Origin of the sequence: Chryseobacterium piscicola (assembly GCF_900156685.1) — a bacterium.
Taxonomy (GTDB): Bacteria; Bacteroidota; Bacteroidia; order Flavobacteriales; family Weeksellaceae; genus Chryseobacterium; species Chryseobacterium piscicola.
Map to the genome: position 1 here is coordinate 61285 of NZ_FTOJ01000003.1, position 16897 is coordinate 78181.

The window sequence follows — 16897 nt, forward strand, 5'->3', positions numbered from 1 at the left end:
ATTTTTATAGACTTACCTTATATTTTATAAGTTCATCCAGCAATTCAGAAATACTTAATGAAACCACTGCTATCCGTTCATCAGCAGCGCCGTAATAAATATAAAGTGTATCATTTTCCACAACAGTTCCGGTAGGGAAGCACACATTGTTGACCTCGCCCTTCAGTTCCCATTTTTCTTCTGGGCTGAAAAGCGCATAGGGAAGTCTCGCAATTTCTTTTTTCGGGTTTTCCAAGTTCAGCAACGCAGCACAAGCACTATACACATAGCCTTTCAAAGAATCGTGAACACCGTGATAGATGATGAGCCAGCCTTTTTCTGTTTCGATTGGCGGACAGCCACCCCCGATGTAGCTTAATTCGTGATTGTATTTTGGTGCCAAAACAATATCTTCTTTAAAATGCAGAAAATAGTTGGTCCAAAATTCTGGCGTCAGTTCTTTTAAATTGTCAACCCCTAGAACAATCTGAATGTCAGGTCTTATCCTGTGAAAAAAAAAGAATTTGCCTTTGATCTTTCTTGGAAAGAAAATGAGATTTTTGCTCCATATAAAAACGTTTTTGTCATCCTTGTTATGGCTGATCTGAAATTCATTAAAACGAACATATTTTTCAGGAATAGAACCGTTATCCCTGGACAGATCTTTAAATTCTTCATAGGTGATTTGCGGAACAATAATTCCTTGCTTCTCCCAGGTCTTCAGATCGCTGGAAGTTGCCAATGCACCTAAAGCATTAATGCCGTCATAAGCAGTGTAGGTAAGATAGAACAGCTCTTCAATTTTCACAATCCGGGGATCCTCCATTCCGTGCCTTTCATAATCATATTCCGGAGAAAGAATAGGAAATCCTAAACGTTCTTCAATCTTTAAAGGATCGGAAAGCCGGCAGTAGCCAATCGTAGAAAAATTGCCTTTGGCAACGGCTCTGTAAAATAAATGTATAATTCCGTTTTCTTTGATGACTGCAGGATTTAGTACGCCATCTGCTTCAAAAGCCAATTCTGTTTTTCCTAAGAGAATCCCTTCTTTTTTTATTTTAACTGATTTCATTTAGAGATCTGTAAGTCTGCTATTGTTTTCTTTGTCTTTTCTTTTCGCCAATTTATCGACCCTTTTTTCTTTGGTAGATTTGGTGGCTGGCGTTTTGTCTGATTTCTTTTTGGTATCTTTTTCTTTAGACATAATAATGGATTTAGTAGTGCATATAAAGATGGGGATTATATAATCGCATTGTTTGTAGTGTTCCGTTTAATATTTACATCTATCACATCTTTTTTGTTTTTAATTGATTGTGATTGAAAGCTGTAAAACAAACCATCTTCATATGATCATTAGTGCATTCCGTCGCCAGAAGGAAAATGATGAGTATCTCTACCCAAGAAATGAAATAATTTATTCCAAATATTTTTTTTCCTCTCATAATGATTATTGTAATAGTCTAAAACAGTATGATAATTTTGTTGATACTTTGTAGCCTCTTCCAGAGTACAATCTGCTGGAATGCGATTGATGATCTGCTGTGAAGTTATATCAACTGTATCCGGAATATATTTCTCAATAAAATCGAGTTCAACTTTGCAAATATTGGTGAGAGACGCGATTAGTGAGAAAATTTCGTCTTGTGCATTGCAAATGCAAGTACGCCAATATAGTTTTTCTTCTTCCGGAAGAATCTGTAGACCTATTTTTTCTAAGCTTTTATAGTTTTCTGTTATGCTGTCTACATAGGATTGATTTTGGAACCAGAATACAGAAGAGTTCAGGGGATTTTTTTCGGCAATATTTTTCTTCAGATATATAAATTGTTCTTTAAGTAATGCAGAGCTGCTGTTGATTTCTGTAAGAATCGTCATCCATTGGTTTTTTGTGTTTGGTAATAGATTGATTTTAAAGATCAGGCCCGATCTGTTGTTGAGGTTTTCCAATTCCTTTAGTGAGTTCAATACTTCGGTAAGGTCTTTATCTAGATGGGCATTGGTACTGCGGATATAAAACAACGCAGTAAACTGAATATCCTGCAATATTTTATTTTTTTTAGAATCTCTCAATCGAATTCTATTGGTATTTAATAAATTTTTCATCTTATTTTTTTGGTTAAAGTTTTTTTTTTGAATTCCATTTTTTTTAAAGAAAAAGGATAGCGCTTATAGCATCTATCCATTTCTTAAAACCTTTAGAAAACATATAGACTATTTTCTATTGGCTTTAATTTGAAAATGAATTATGCTATCGTTATTTTTTTGCCCTATAAGTAATTTGTTCTCATCTGTTTCGCTTAGGCTTTTAATCTGAGGGTAAAAATCTTTTTATAGTGAATAATTTTTTTACAATGGTTTTTAGGATTTAGTTTTCAATCTCTTTACTTTGGAGATTTCATTTTCCTTGTAAGATGTGTTTCCATCAGCAGAATGTTTAACGTAATATCATTATTACTATACAAAGGTGGATTTTATTAGATCATTGATGTTGTGCATTAATACATAAAATTTATATACATCACACATCCATTATTCTGCGAATAGTTTTGCCATTGTTTTCAATGTGTGATAGGTGTAAGCCTTTTTAATTGGTTTGTAATGTTTTGATTTTTAATCAAATGTAGCTTTACAATATTGAAACAACGAAGTTTCGATTAAAGTCATTACAAATGAAAACAAACGCAGAATTACAAAAAGATGTTCAGGATGCTATTAAATGGGAACCCTCATTAAATTCAGCAGAAATAGGAGTCACAGCAAAGGATGGCGTGGTTTCTTTAACTGGTATTGTTGACAGTTATGCCAAAAAATCCGAAGCCGAGGAAGCTGCAAAAAAGATCTTGGGAGTAAAAGCCATTGTTGAAAATATAGAAGTTAATTACCCTAATTCTTTTATGAAAAGTGATTTGGAAATTGCCAACGAGGTGATTGCAGCATTAAAATCAGACTACATTGTACCGAATGAGAAGGTACACGTAAAAGTAGAGAAAGGAAGAGTAACATTGGATGGTGAACTGCACTGGAATTATGAAAGAGAAGCTGCAAGAAATGCGGTAAAGCTTCTTCCCGGTGTGAAAGCAATCACCAATAATATAAAAGTTAAATCCTTATTTCACGATAAAGTTGAGCAGCAAGATATAGAAAATGCATTGAGAAGCAGTGCCATCAATGATGATGGTATTGAAGTTTCAGTTTCTGGAACTGCAGTGACTTTAAAAGGAACAGTTCATTCTTGGTACGCCAAAGAAGAAGCTGCCCGTATCGCCTGGAAAACGCGCGGCATCTGGGAAGTGAAAAATGAACTGACGGTGGATTACGAGTATGCTTTTTAACAGAACTTAAATATGATTAAGACTAAAAAGTACGAAGCAAAAAGTACTTTTTAGTTTTTTATCAGTAATAACAGTAATTGGCATTCCCGTCATTGTATTCATTACAAAAAGTTTCAATTAAATTTTAAATCAAAAAATTATGGAAAAGAAAACCCTAAAACAGGAGAAAGTGATAAAACCACTGAAAGACAAGCTTTTGGCAGCAGTGAACAGGGTGCTTACCAATAACAAGTCTGAGCTTACCAATAAAATGGAAAAAATTGTAAAAAAATCACTGAAACCTATTTCCAGAAAAGCGAAGAAACAACGCGAAAAAGTAAATAAAAAATACATTAAATAAACATATTATGAAAGTACAAATAGGAATAACAGATGAGCATCGGCAGCTGGTGGCAGATGAATTGGTAAAAATATTGGCAGACGAAAATGTGTTATACGTAAAAACCAAAAATGCCCATTGGAATGTTGAAGGGCCTGATTTTTATGAAAAACATAAATTTTTTGAGAGCCAAGTGGGGCTATTAGACGAAGTTATAGACCGTGTGGCTGAAAGAATTCGTTCGATTGGGCATTATGCTCCTGCCAGCTTAAAATCTTACCTCAGCCTAACACACCTTACAGAGCAAACGAGAGAGAAGAATAACAGTAAAGGCTTTATCACAGAATTGCTTGCAGATCACGACAGCCTCATCATTATTCTCCGTGAGCATATCCATAGTTTTGGAAATCGGTTTCACGATTTGGGAACCGCTGATTTTATTACAGCTGTTATGGAAACACACGAAAAAATGGCTTGGTTTCTACGCTCACACCTAAAAAATTAATAAAATGAACTACTTTGAGAATTATGAATATTTTGGAATGCACTTCATTTGGTGGATTCTTTGGATTTTCTTCTTCATCTGGATTTTTGCAACCCCATACAACATCCCAGGGCAGAGAATGAGGAAAGATACACCGCTTGATCTTTTGAAGAAACGCTTTGCCTCAGGAGAGATCAAAACGCAGGAGTATGAGGATAAGAAAAAAATACTAGAAGGCTAGAATATAAAAAAAGAATAGGCTACATTGTAATCTATTCTTTTTTTTAACCTTAGAAAATAAGCTTTCTTTTTTCTATTCATCCTAGATTGGAAGTGATGTAAACACATCGTTCTTTCTCATCATTTGTACTTATTGTAAACGCATTTTTTCATCCTTCCCCAAAATTTGGAAGTGAGTAAAGGTGATAATGTTTTACCATACAAAGCTTGTGATTTTTATGATACAACCGTTGTATTTTCTTTACTTAATTTTATATATATCCCACTTTTTTTTGTTTAATTTTCGCGGACATCTGTTGGCCTATTGATTTGAAAATAAGAGATATGACAGGTTCTGAACAAAGACCAAAGAATTTCGGTATATCTTAGTAATAATAGCTTACCTTTGGTAATAATGATGAGGTAATCATTTCAATTCCCAGAATTTTCATTCAGGCAAAAAGCCTTTCTTACCTTCCGTTTAATATCATAAATCATCATCATACGATGCAAATACTAATTAGAGGTTATGAAATTATACATCAAATATATGGTAAGCCTACGCTGCAAAATGGTGGTCCAGGATGCGTTGGATAGTTTAAATATAAAATATCTGAGTATAGAATTGGGATTAGTTGAAACTCCAGAAAAAACCAGCGAAGAGCAAAGGCAGCAGCTTTCGGAGATTTTAGCAAAATCTGGATTGAAACTTTTGGATGACAAAAAAAGTATTCTGATAGAAAAAATAAAAAATGTCATCATAGAAATGGTGCATTACGCAGACGAACTTCCGAAACAAAATTTCTCAGATTATATCAGTGAAAAACTGGGTTATGACTACACTTATCTTGCCAATACATTTTCCGAAGTGAAGGGCATTACCATTCAGCATTACATCATCAATCATAAAATAGAAAAAGCCAAAGAGTTGCTTCTTTATGATGAGCTGAATCTTACCGAGATTGCCTACAAACTTAATTACAGCAGTGTTGCCCACCTTTCCAATCAGTTCAAAAAAGTAACAGGGCTTAGTCCATCATTCTATAAACAACTCGGGCAAAAAAGAAAGCAAAATCTTGAAGATATTTAGCAATCTATTATTCTTCACAATATCATTTGAAAATAAGAAGTAAAATACTTCCTTTTAATATTCATCACACTATCAATATTATGGATAATAACGAACTCGAAAAATCAATTGCCTACATCACTGTAGAAATCATAGAATATATTCCCAATTCTGTCGTCATCAAAACGATTTTGAAAAAATCTACAGGCAATATTAGCGTAATGTCTTTTGACAGCGGAGAAGGCCTTACAGAAAAAATCTCACCGTTTGACACCTTTGCCCAGATTATAGAAGGTAAAGCAGAAATCGTTATAGACGGCCAATCTTTTGTTTTAGAAACGGGGCAGTCTATTATCATTCCTGCACATAAACCCAATGTTGTAAAAGCCAATGAAAGGTTTAAAATGATATTAACAATCATAAAAAACGGTTATGAATGATCAAAACAAAACACAGCCGTTGACGGTAGAGATCGTTGATAGTGCTTCTGAAAAGAAAACCCAGTGTAAGGAATTGCATTTTCCTTTAAATGAAACACCCAAAATCAAAGACGTCTTATTGATCAATAATGTGGAATACCAAAACAACTCAATTGCCAGACAATTACATAATTTTCAGGAATGGAAACTAAGATTGACAGACAAAAATTCGTTGCATTTCGGGATTTCATTTTTTATTTGATTAAGTGAGAGTTTGGTTGAAAATTATTGTGATGGTCCGGAATTAATAATCCATTGCAAAAACTTTAAATTTATAATTAAATCTATCATAATGAAAACGAGCTACATCAGCCATCAGAAAATAAATGAAGGTGAAGAGGTGAAAGGTGAAGATCTTCGGGCAGGAATCTTTCTTCTCATCACAAGACAATTCCCTGAGTTTGGTAAAGATGATTTTATCTCAATCACCGAGCTCAATCAATACCGTAGATTATACCTAACCTCATTGATTGTGGAAGAAAAGGGAGAGCTGGAGATCATAGACCTCGATGTGATGGATGCCATCAAAAATAACTCTATCCTTTCTGAAAATATCCAAGACGAAATTGAGGCAGATCTTACCACGGGAGAAAAGCTGGCGGACAAGGTGGCTTCTTTTGGAGGAAGCTGGTTATTTATCATCGTGTTTTTTTCTTTTATAATGTTCTGGATCTTCATCAATATATTGTTTATATCGACAAAACCGTTTGATCCTTACCCATTTATATTATTAAATTTACTTCTCTCTTGCCTTGCTGCCATTCAGGCTCCAATTATTATGATGAGCCAAAACCGGCAAGAGCAAAAAGATAGAATAAGAGGAGAACACGACTACAAAATTAATTTGAAAGCCGAACTAGAAATCAAACTACTGAGCGAGAAAATAGACCATCTGCTGGTAAACCAAAATAAAAAACTACTGGAAATACAAGAAATACAAACCGATTATCTGGAAGATCTAATGAATGTCCTGAAAAAAAAGCCAACCAACCAAGTTTAGCTCCTATAAAATCACCAAAAACCAATACAAATTCTAATAAAACCAATGAAAAAAATTCTTGTTACCACAGATTTTTCTGATCATTCAAAAGCAGGATTGCAGTTTGCTGCGCAATTAGCATCTCAAAACAAATATGCGCTTACTTTTATCAATGTTCACCACTTGCAAACACCTTCCGCTTGGGATTCTGTAAGGATGGATCAATATCAGCAAGAGCAGAAAAAACAGATAATGGCACAATTGGTTCCATTTGTAGAAAAAATATATGAAGATCTTAATATTCAGCCTGTTGATATAGAATGTGTTGTGGAAATTTCTATTTTACCAAATGCCTGCATTATAGAATATGCCGAAAAGCATCATTACGATTACATCTGCATAAGTACAAGAGGTGCAGGGATAATGAAAAGAATTCTAGGAACCATCACTGCAAACGTTATCAACCATTCTAAAGTACCAGTACTTGTGGTACCTTATGATTGTCAGATATTTGAAATTAAAAGTATCTTGTATGCATCTGATCTGGATGATTACAAAAATGAACTCGGTAAAGTAGTATCGTTTGCAAAACCATTGAATGCTGATTTAGAACTGCTGCATTTTATATCAAATCCGGTTGCAGCAGAACATTGGAGCACACTAGAAACTCAGATAAAGAAAATTACAGATTATCCTGTAAATATCTATATTGTTGAAAAAAAACAAAACTACAATCTGGTGGAAGCCATAGAGTTGCAACTGAAAAAAATGCCTTTTTCTCCTTCTTTATTGGTAATGTTTACAGGGAAAACAAAAAATTGGTTTGAGAGAACATTCTATTCCGGCAATTCTGTAGAGTACGCATTTCAAACCCAGGTTCCTTTATTGATTTTCAATAAATTATAGAGCAATTTCATTTATTTTCAACATCATATCATCTTTACAATGTCTATTCAAAATTTCAACATACAGGGTTTATCAGGTAATGAAGTTACCAAGGCCCGGGAAAAGTATGGAAAAAATCAATTAAATTACAAAAAAGAAAATACGATCATAGATACCCTCATTCGTATTGTGAAAGATCCTATGCTTATATTACTTCTGGTCGCCGCTTCTATTTATTTCGTCAGCGGTAGTACAGGAGATGGTATTTTTTTATCTTTTGCCATTGTTTTCCAAACCTCTATTTCCCTGTATCAATATTCTAGAAGCAAAAATGCTTTGGAAAAACTGAAAGACCTTTCCCAACCCAACTGCAAAGTGATCCGAAATGGTAAAACCTCAGAAATTAAAAGTGAAGAATTAGTAGTTGGAGATTGTTTAATTGTGGAAGAAGGTACTTTGATTACCGCAGATGGAAGCATCATTCATTCTAATGATTTTTCAGTCAATGAATCTATTTTAACAGGCGAATCGTTTTCTTTATTTAAAGATAAATCCAAAGAGGATCATTTTATTTACAGCGGTACAACGGTTGCCAGTGGCTTAGCAGTGGCTACCATTACTGCAATTGGCAACGGCACCAAATTAGGAAAAATTGGAAGCAGCCTAGAAAATATACAGGAAGAAAAAACACCCTTAGAAAAACAGATTGCCAATTTTGTAAAGAAAATGGCAATAACCGGTGCTGTGGTTTTTGTCATTGTTTGGGGCATTAATTATTGGAATACGAAAGAATTATTACAAAGTCTATTACAGTCACTCACATTGGCAATGAGTATTTTACCCGAAGAAATTCCTGTTGCATTTACCACATTTATGGCTTTAGGAGCGTGGCGGCTTATGAAACTTGGGATCGTGGTAAAGCAAATGAAAACCGTAGAAACACTAGGAAGTGCTACTGTAATCTGTACAGACAAAACCGGAACTTTAACAGAAAACAAAATGACGGTAGCAAAAATGTTTTTGCTGTCCTCCAACACAATATTTAACGTTCACGAAGGGGATTCTGATGATAAAACAGAACTCATTACCGCAGCAATGTGGGCAAGCGAACCCATTCCTTTTGACCCGATGGAAATAGCTTTGCATAAAGTCTATAAAGATGCTGCGAACCAGGATGAAAGAACCAGTTACAAGCTTGTTCACGAATATCCTTTAGGTGGAAAACCGCCGATGATGACCCATATTTTTGAAAATCAAACGGGGCAAAGAGTGATTGCTGCCAAAGGTGCACCAGAAGCCTTGATGGCTGTTTCTAATCTCACAGAAACTGAAAAAAAACAGATTAATGAAGCCATCCACATTTTAGGAAAAGATGGATTTCGTATTTTAGGTGTGGGTATTTCAGATTTTAAAGAAACTCAATATCCGGAAAAGCAACAAGATTTCTCGTTTCAGTTTAAAGGAATTGTGGCATTTTATGACCCTCCAAAAAAAAATATCCAAAAAGTATTGGAAGATTTTTATAATGCAGGCATTGCCGTGAAGATTATTACCGGAGATAATGCTGAAACTACGGAAGCTATTGCAAAACAAATTGGTTTCAAGGGTTACGAAAACTGTATTACAGGCGAAGAATTAATGAAGTTAAATGATAAAGACTTGAAAATTAGTGTAACGGAAAACACCATTTTTACTAGAATGTTCCCCGAAGCCAAACTGAAAATAATCAATGCTTTAAAATCGAATAATCAAATCGTTGCAATGACAGGTGATGGCGTGAATGACGGTCCCGCTCTCAAAGCCGCACATATTGGGATCGCAATGGGCAAAAAAGGAACAGAAATCGCCAAACAGGCCGCATCGCTGATTTTGCTGGAAGATGATTTGTCTGAAATGGTAGATGCTGTTGCAATGGGCAGAAAAATTTATACCAACCTCAAAAAGGCCATTCAGTATATTATTTCCATTCATATTCCTATCATCTTAACTGTTTTCATACCATTGGCGCTAGGCTGGGTATATCCCAATATATTTTCTCCTGTTCATATTATTTTTCTGGAGATTATTATGGGGCCTACTTGCTCTATTATCTATGAAAACGAACCTATAGAAAAAAATGCAATGCAACAGAAGCCCAAAGCCTTAACTACTACTTTCTTCAACTGGAAGGAGTTATCTACCAGTATTATACAAGGATTGGTAATTACTGCAGGAACATTATTAGTCTATCAATATAGCGTACAAAAAGGCTATGATGAAGCATTAACCAGAACAATGGTATTTACAGTTTTAATTACTTCTAATATCTTTCTTACGTTAATCAACCGGTCGTTTTATTATTCCATTTTCACAACACTCAAATACAAGAATAATCTGGTTGCGCTCATTATCTCTATCACAGTTTCCCTTGTAGCATTAATGCTCTATGTAAAACCAATAACCAACTTTTTCAGCTTTCAGACCTTGAACCTTTCACAATTATTCATTGCCGTTTTAATAGGTTTTGTTTCCGTAGTTTGGTTTGAATTGGTAAAATGGTTGAAAAGAAGAAAAATGATGAAAGATTAACTGAATACCCGCAATTTATAACAATTAAAAAATATTTGTTTTTCATTATTAAGTTTACGCCTTTCTTTATCTTAAAAACGATGATTAGTAAAAAAACTTTGTGTGTCCCTTTGCGTTAAAATTTAGCATTATGAATAAAAGCGCACAATCATAAAGATTAATTCATTTTGCACTTGAAAAAAACGAAAAAGTAAAAAAAATAGAAGTATTTGGTGTCAAAAATAGCTTAAATTTGAAATAAATTGATAGTAATCTGCAAAATAGTCAACAATAATTCTTTAAATAGCGGTAAATTCGTTATCTATTTTTTTTCATCATGAACCCAACAACTTTTTCCTCTGAATTCAGTTCTTCTAAAGAGTTAACAGATCAACTTTATAAAAGTAGTATAGTGAAAACCTACCACGAAGGTGACATTATTTTGGATGAAAATGCTTCCATCCGCTCCATACCGATTGTGATGAAGGGATTATTAAAGGTAATCCGTACCGAAGAAGACGGGCGAGAGATTTTACTCTATTACATCAAAGCTGGTGAAAGCTGCATTATGTCTTTTCTTGGCGGGATGCACAATGAAAAAAGTATCGTGAAAGCAGAAGTGGTAGAAGATTCTGAAATCCTTTTTCTGCCCATAGATAAGGTTTCACTCTTCATTAAAGAGTATCCGGAATGGTTGGATTATATTTTCAGGCTCTACCACAAACGCTTTGAAGAATTGCTGGATATTATCAACGCTATCGCTTTTAAAAAAGTAGATGAAAGATTATTGAATCTCCTCCATAAAAAATCTGAAATTTCTCATTCAAAGAGCATCGTTATTACCCACGAACAACTTGCCAATGAGCTTGGAACGGCTAGAGTAGTGGTCTCCAGACTTCTGAAACAGCTCGAAGATTCCGGAAAGCTTACTTTGGGAAGAAATAAGATTATACTTTCAGATTCTATTTCTTGAAATATTGTACGCTTTAAGACTAAAGAATAATTTTGATGAAATCTAATTGTCCTTCTGTAACAAAAGTAGCAGTACAGCTAGATCAATAGTTCCATTTTTGCACCATAAAAGTTGAAGAATGGAAATATATGGTTACATCGCATCGGTTTTTATTGGTGTTTCTTTAGGATTAATTGGCGGCGGCGGAAGTATTCTTACCGTTCCCGTTCTCGTTTATCTCTTTGGGCTAGATGCTTTCTTGGCGACAGAATATTCACTTTTCATTGTCGGAATAAGCAGTATGGTGGGCTCGGTTTCTTATTTCAAAAAAGGTTTGGTCCATTTCAAAACGGCTTTTGTGTTTGGTCTTCCCTCTATCATTTCTATTTTTATCACACGGAAATTCCTTTTACCGTTGATACCTGATGATATTTTCAGTTTTGGAAGTTTTATGGTAACCAAAGATTTATTGTTGCTGATGATTTTTGCAGGATTAATGATTCTTGCCTCCTATAAAATGATCCGAAAAGGAGCAGAAGATAACACAGAAATACCCCATCCAGACCATCACAATGCGCTTCTGGCAGCAGGGGAAGGCTCTGTAGTAGGAGTTTTAACAGGTTTGGTAGGCGCAGGCGGAGGCTTTATGATCATTCCCGCTTTGGTAAATCTTCTGAAAACGCCAATGAAAGTGGCCATTGGAACCTCTTTGGTCATCATTTCTTTTAATTCTCTCATCGGATTTTTCTCTTCATTCAATACAGTGAAAATTGATTGGAATGTATTAGTAACCATCTCAGCAATCGCTGTTGTAGGAATATTGATAGGTACCCAATTATCAAAGAAAATTGATGGTAAAAAACTAAAACCGGCTTTCGGATGGTTTATTTTGATGATGGGAATTTACATTATTATTAAAGAACTTTTCTTCTAATATTATTTGGGCAGCTTTATCCGCCTTCCACTCCCGCTTTTTTGCTCGTCGTTCCTCCTCACAAAAAGAGCTCCGTTCAAGTCGGGCTGCAATCATTCGGCGTTTCAAAATAGGAGATAATTAATTAACACCCTTATGTAACAAAAGTAGCTGTACAACAGAATTCAAACCCAGAAATTTGTATCAAATTAAAATTAAATAAAAAATATCAAAATGCAAATAGAACAAATTTATACAGGATGTCTCGCTCAAGGAGCTTATTACATTGTTTCAAATGGTGAAGCTGCAATCATTGACCCTTTAAGAGAAACCCAGCCTTACATCAAAAGACTGCAAAAAGACAATGTAAAACTCAAATACATCTTTGAGACTCACTTTCACGCAGATTTTGTGAGCGGTCACGTAGACCTCAGCAAAAAAACAGGTGCACCCATCGTCTACGGACCAACTGCTAATCCGGATTTTGAAGCCATTATAGCAAATGATAACCAGATTTTTGAAGTGGGAAACATCAAAATAAAGGTTCTGCATACACCCGGACATACAATGGAAAGCTCTTCCTTTTTATTAATAGATGAAAATGGAAAAGAAAATGCCCTTTTCAGCGGTGATACTTTGTTTCTCGGTGATGTTGGCCGTCCCGATTTGGCTCAGAAAGCGGCAAGTATGACTCAGGAAGAATTGGCAGGGCTTCTCTACGAAAGTTTGTATCAAAAAATTCTGCCTTTAGATGATGATATTATCGTTTATCCGGCTCACGGTGCTGGTTCTGCGTGCGGAAAAAATATGCAGAAAGAAACGGTAGATACCCTGGGAAATCAAAAGAAAACCAATTACGCACTCAATCAAAAAGATAAACAAAGCTTCATAAAAGCGGTTACAGATGGGCTTCTTCCGCCACCTTCCTATTTCGGGATGAATGTGGCATTGAATAAAAAAGGCTACGAAAGTTTCGATAAGGTCTTGTCTAAAGGTCTACACGCACTTTCCCCCGAAGAATTTGAAGAATCGGCAGAACTTTCCGGCGCTTTGATTCTGGATGTAAGAACGAATGACGATTTTGCAAGAGGTTTTGTTCCCCAATCTATTAATATCGGTTTAAACGGAGATTTTGCCCCTTGGGTTGGCGCTCTGATTGTAGATGTAAAACAACCGATTTTATTAATTACCGATGAAAATAACCAGGAAGAAACGGTTACAAGATTAAGCAGAGTTGGTTTTGATAATGTTATAGGTTTTCTGAAAGGCAGTTTTGAAGCCTGGAAGAGCAGCGGAAAAGTAATTGACACCGTACACCGTATTTCTGCACAAGAATTTGAAAAGGAAATTGAAAATAAAGATGTAAAAATCGTCGATGTACGAAAAGAAAGCGAATACCAAGCAGAACACGTGGATGAAGCCTACAACAAGCCTTTGGCTTACATTAATGAATGGGTTACAGATATTAATCCTAGCGAACATTTTTATCTGCACTGTGCGGGAGGGTACAGAAGTATGATGGCAGCAAGTATTCTTCTGGCAAGAGGTTACAGAAATTTTACCGAAATTGCCGGAGGTTTTAATGCAATTGTGCAGACTGGTATCACAAAAAGTGATTTTGTGTGTCAAAGTAAAGTTTTAAAATAATTTAATTTAAAAAATAGTATTAATGTTAGAAATCATAAAAGAACCTTGGGCGTGGTATATTGCAGGTCCGCTGATTGGTCTCACCGTTCCTACACTCTTAATTTTGGGGAATAAATCCTTCGGAATCAGTTCGTCACTACGGCATATTTGTGCAGCGTGCATCCCCGCAAATATTAATTTTTTCAAATATGACTGGAAGAAAGAATCTTGGAATTTGTTTTTCGTTTTTGGAATTTTCTTCGGAGGAATGATTGCCGCTCACTTCTTAATGGATGGTCAAGACATCATCGTCAACCCAAACCTCAAAGCAGAATTGGCAGGCTATGGCATCACCAATTACAGCAATTTGGTGCCAGTAGAGTTGATGAATTTTGAAAATCTGGTAAGTCTAAAAGGGTTTTTCATAATGGTGGTAGGTGGTTTTCTGGTCGGTTTCGGAACCCGATATGCTGGGGGCTGCACAAGCGGTCACGCTATTATGGGACTTTCAAATTTACAGTGGCCTTCATTGGTTGCAACCATTTGCTTTATGGTAGGTGGTTTTTTAATGGCCAATTTTATTTTCCCATTTATTTTATCCCTTTAAATTGATTAAAAATGAAAAAAGAAACAGATATAAGACATCAAGATTCTATTTGCACCAACGAAAGTCGTATTCAGCATCGATGGTACCATCTTTTGAAATACCTTTTGGTGGGGATTGCATTCGGGATTGTGTTTGTAAAAGCAGAAGTAATCAGCTGGTTCAGAATTCAGGAAATGTTCCGCTTGCAGTCGTTCCATATGTACGGTATTATAGGAAGTGCAGTGGTAACAGGAATGATTTCCGTTTGGATCATCAAAAAATTCAACATCAAAACAATTTATGGAGAGCAGATTTCTATCGCCCCAAAGAAATTCAGTAAAGGCCAAATTTATGGCGGACTGATCTTCGGATTTGGCTGGGCAATAACAGGAGCTTGTCCCGGACCGCTTTTTGCACAGATCGGAACCGGAGCAGTAGCCGTAGTCATTACCTTGTTGAGTGCCGTTATGGGAACTTGGGTTTATGGATATTTCAGAGATAAATTGCCGCATTGATATAGGCTTTGAACCTACCATACATTTTAATGCTGCTTGTTATAACGGTTTGAATACCTATTAAAAATAAAGACAAATATTTTTAAATATTTATCGGCGTAGTGCAATAATTGAAAAAACTTTGCTTCTCTTTGTTAAGTTTACTCCCTTGTATAACTTAAAAAACGGTCAATATTTGAATTTTTTGTTTGATTTTTCGGTAAATTAAACATTATTTAGAATAATAGATAAACATAAAAATATTCGATTTAATAACCTCATCAAAAAAAATCAGCATTTGTCAAAAATAATAAAGAAAGCCTTATTTCTAAGACTTTCTTTATTATTTACGGTTAAGATGAATCAACTATTTTACTTTCTTTTTCGTTTCATTTACCCATTTTTCTATTTCAGACACATCCAAAGCAGACAATTTTGCCTCCTGATGAATCACCGTGTAAGAAGTGAGCGGCATTTCGCCTTCTTTTATCGTTTCTACGATCTCATCCAGTTTCTCAAGCTTTTTTTCGCGGCTGTAAGAATTGAATTCATCAAAATTAAGATGCCTTTTACCGGAATTAACGTGATCTGCCAACCACCATTTCACAGGCTGTATCTTGCTGTACCAAGGGTAAGAGGTGTTGTTGGAATGGCAGTCATAACAACTTGTTTTTAAAATCGACTGAATTTTTGGAGGTACATTATAATGATTTCCGATTGCATTGGCAGATTGATCTTGGCTGATATTCTTTTTAATATCAATAAACTGAATGCCGATAAACAGCAACAACAGTACAGTTAAAATATTTTTTAGATTAAAAATTGACTTATTCATTATTTTAAGTTTTTGAATTTATTTTTAAATTATTGAAACAGAATTATTCCTCTTCACTTTCCGTATTTTTTAGTTTCATCAAAAGCGTGTAGGCATTTTTCGTTACGATTTTTCTGTTCTTAAAATCTTCAAAGTTTTTGATTTGAATGAAACCGTTTTCAGATTCTCCCAACGTTACCGGAATCAATTGATACGTTTGCTTTTTTTCCTCTACAAAAACATAATCTTGGCCTTCAAAATTGACGATACTTTCCTCAGGAAGCGCGTTGAAAAATGATGTTTCGGTCTCTATTTCAGCGTTCATATACATTCCGGGAGTCAGGTTGTGATCGTACTGTTCAAAATGGCAATGCACATCTGCTGTTCCGTCTGTGTTGATATCTTTGCTGATCAGAATAATTTCTCCACCGTATTTTTTCTCCGGCTGCGTATTGGTATTGGCAGTAAATCGTTGTCCTATTTTCAGCATTTCCAGGTCTTTTTCATACACTTTTAGGTTCAGATGAATGTCATTAGGATTGATGAGCTCAAACAAAACATCAGACGGATTCACAAACTTTCCGATATTCACATTCACTTTACTCACAAAACCGTTAATCGTGCTGTACACAGGAACACTTTTCCGGATACTTCCTGAAGTTAAACTCCCGGGATTAATATTGACGAGTTTTAGCTGCTCTGCCAAAGTATTCATCATAATTCTCTGGCTGTTCATCTCAGATTGTGCTTGTTGCATTACTTTGTCACTGCTTGCCTGGCTTTGGTTCAGCTTCTTCTGTCTGTTATAATCCAGTTCTGCGAAATGAAGTTTAGATTTTGCCATCAAATAATCCTGCTGAAGCTGTATAAACTGAGGATTTTCTATTACAGCAATCACCTGTCCTTTACTTACTTTCATTCCCGGAAGCAAAGTGGTGTTTTTCAGATAACCACCCAACGGAACGCTTACCGAAACCAAATTCTGTGGCGGAACGTCTATTTTTCCATTGATTTTGAGCACCGTAGAAATATTTTTCACAGAGAGGGACATTGTTTCTATCGGCGTATTTTTGAGTTGAGCATCAGTCAATGTAACCGTAGTTTCATCTTTAGGAGCTGTTGGCTTTACAATAGTTTCTTCTTTTTGATGGCACTGAACCGAAAAAAAGACGGCAAGTATTAATAAAACCGAATATTTATTTTGAATTGATTTTAACATA

General features: G+C 35.3%; 20 protein-coding genes. 15 read left to right on the forward strand and 5 right to left on the reverse strand.

What is annotated here, in order from left to right:
- Positions 1 to 4: 4 nt before the first annotated feature.
- From BW939_RS06325 to BW939_RS06330, 3 genes are all read right to left on the reverse strand, one after another.
- Positions 5 to 1051 (reverse strand): glycoside hydrolase family 130 protein, encoded by a 1047-nt coding sequence (locus BW939_RS06325; RefSeq protein WP_076450947.1) that lies wholly within the window; start codon positions 1049 to 1051, stop codon positions 5 to 7.
- A complete protein-coding gene (locus BW939_RS16090) occupies positions 1052 to 1183 on the reverse strand; it encodes a hypothetical protein (RefSeq protein WP_262484469.1) in 132 nt (43 codons plus the stop codon).
- A 149-nt stretch (positions 1184 to 1332) separates the two neighbouring features.
- Positions 1333 to 2082: a hypothetical protein gene (locus BW939_RS06330; RefSeq protein WP_076450948.1), complete on the reverse strand. Its 750-nt coding sequence runs from the start codon at positions 2080 to 2082 to the stop codon at positions 1333 to 1335.
- A 566-nt stretch (positions 2083 to 2648) separates the two neighbouring features.
- Between BW939_RS06330 and BW939_RS06335 the strand changes: the two genes are divergently transcribed.
- The 15 genes from BW939_RS06335 to BW939_RS06405 all read left to right on the forward strand — a co-directional run bounded on the left by BW939_RS06335 (position 2649) and on the right by BW939_RS06405 (position 14884).
- Positions 2649 to 3311 (forward strand): BON domain-containing protein, encoded by a 663-nt coding sequence (locus BW939_RS06335; protein WP_076450950.1) that lies wholly within the window; start codon positions 2649 to 2651, stop codon positions 3309 to 3311.
- A 139-nt stretch (positions 3312 to 3450) separates the two neighbouring features.
- Complete coding sequence (locus BW939_RS06340) at positions 3451 to 3651, forward strand: hypothetical protein (protein WP_076450951.1); 201 nt, start codon at positions 3451 to 3453, stop codon at positions 3649 to 3651.
- 7 nt (positions 3652 to 3658) lie between these two features.
- Complete coding sequence (locus BW939_RS06345; RefSeq protein ID WP_076450953.1) at positions 3659 to 4135, forward strand: Dps family protein; 477 nt, start codon at positions 3659 to 3661, stop codon at positions 4133 to 4135.
- 4 nt (positions 4136 to 4139) lie between these two features.
- Complete coding sequence (locus tag BW939_RS06350; RefSeq protein ID WP_076450954.1) at positions 4140 to 4355, forward strand: SHOCT domain-containing protein; 216 nt, start codon at positions 4140 to 4142, stop codon at positions 4353 to 4355.
- A gap of 507 nt (positions 4356 to 4862) precedes the next feature.
- A complete protein-coding gene (locus BW939_RS06355) occupies positions 4863 to 5423 on the forward strand; it encodes a helix-turn-helix domain-containing protein (protein WP_051259553.1) in 561 nt (186 codons plus the stop codon).
- A gap of 80 nt (positions 5424 to 5503) precedes the next feature.
- Positions 5504 to 5842: a cupin domain-containing protein gene (locus tag BW939_RS06360; protein WP_076450956.1), complete on the forward strand. Its 339-nt coding sequence runs from the start codon at positions 5504 to 5506 to the stop codon at positions 5840 to 5842.
- Positions 5835 to 6083, forward strand: a complete 249-nt coding sequence (locus BW939_RS06365; RefSeq protein WP_076450957.1) for a hypothetical protein — start codon at positions 5835 to 5837, stop codon at positions 6081 to 6083. Before BW939_RS06360 ends, BW939_RS06365 begins: the two co-directional genes overlap by 8 nt.
- Before the next feature lie 90 nt (positions 6084 to 6173).
- A complete protein-coding gene (locus tag BW939_RS06370; RefSeq protein WP_076450959.1) occupies positions 6174 to 6881 on the forward strand; it encodes a DUF1003 domain-containing protein in 708 nt (235 codons plus the stop codon).
- A 45-nt stretch (positions 6882 to 6926) separates the two neighbouring features.
- Positions 6927 to 7766 carry a universal stress protein gene (locus tag BW939_RS06375; RefSeq protein ID WP_076450960.1) on the forward strand — a complete coding sequence of 280 codons (840 nt, stop codon included), beginning with the start codon at positions 6927 to 6929 and terminating at the stop codon, positions 7764 to 7766.
- Between the two features lie 39 nt (positions 7767 to 7805).
- Positions 7806 to 10313 (forward strand): cation-translocating P-type ATPase, encoded by a 2508-nt coding sequence (locus BW939_RS06380; RefSeq protein WP_076450962.1) that lies wholly within the window; start codon positions 7806 to 7808, stop codon positions 10311 to 10313.
- Positions 10314 to 10629: 316 nt separating this feature from the next.
- Positions 10630 to 11265, forward strand: coding sequence for a Crp/Fnr family transcriptional regulator (locus tag BW939_RS06385; RefSeq protein ID WP_076450963.1), 636 nt, complete (start codon positions 10630 to 10632; stop codon positions 11263 to 11265).
- Between the two features lie 118 nt (positions 11266 to 11383).
- Positions 11384 to 12178 (forward strand): sulfite exporter TauE/SafE family protein, encoded by a 795-nt coding sequence (locus BW939_RS06390; protein WP_076450965.1) that lies wholly within the window; start codon positions 11384 to 11386, stop codon positions 12176 to 12178.
- A 213-nt stretch (positions 12179 to 12391) separates the two neighbouring features.
- On the forward strand, positions 12392 to 13804 hold the full coding sequence (locus BW939_RS06395) for an MBL fold metallo-hydrolase (protein WP_076450966.1): 1413 nt from the start codon (positions 12392 to 12394) through the stop codon (positions 13802 to 13804).
- A 22-nt stretch (positions 13805 to 13826) separates the two neighbouring features.
- Entirely contained in the window at positions 13827 to 14390 is a 564-nt protein-coding gene (locus BW939_RS06400) for a YeeE/YedE family protein (protein WP_076450968.1), read from the forward strand.
- Between the two features lie 11 nt (positions 14391 to 14401).
- A complete protein-coding gene (locus BW939_RS06405; protein ID WP_076450969.1) occupies positions 14402 to 14884 on the forward strand; it encodes a DUF6691 family protein in 483 nt (160 codons plus the stop codon).
- Between the two features lie 346 nt (positions 14885 to 15230).
- Here the strand turns inward: BW939_RS06405 and BW939_RS06410 are convergent, their stop codons facing one another.
- Together BW939_RS06410 and BW939_RS06415 are read right to left on the reverse strand one after the other, a co-directional pair.
- Positions 15231 to 15698, reverse strand: coding sequence for a heme-binding domain-containing protein (locus BW939_RS06410; RefSeq protein WP_076450977.1), 468 nt, complete (start codon positions 15696 to 15698; stop codon positions 15231 to 15233).
- Between the two features lie 43 nt (positions 15699 to 15741).
- On the reverse strand, positions 15742 to 16896 hold the full coding sequence (locus tag BW939_RS06415; protein WP_394333832.1) for an efflux RND transporter periplasmic adaptor subunit: 1155 nt from the start codon (positions 16894 to 16896) through the stop codon (positions 15742 to 15744).
- Between the last annotated feature and the right edge of the window lies 1 nt (position 16897).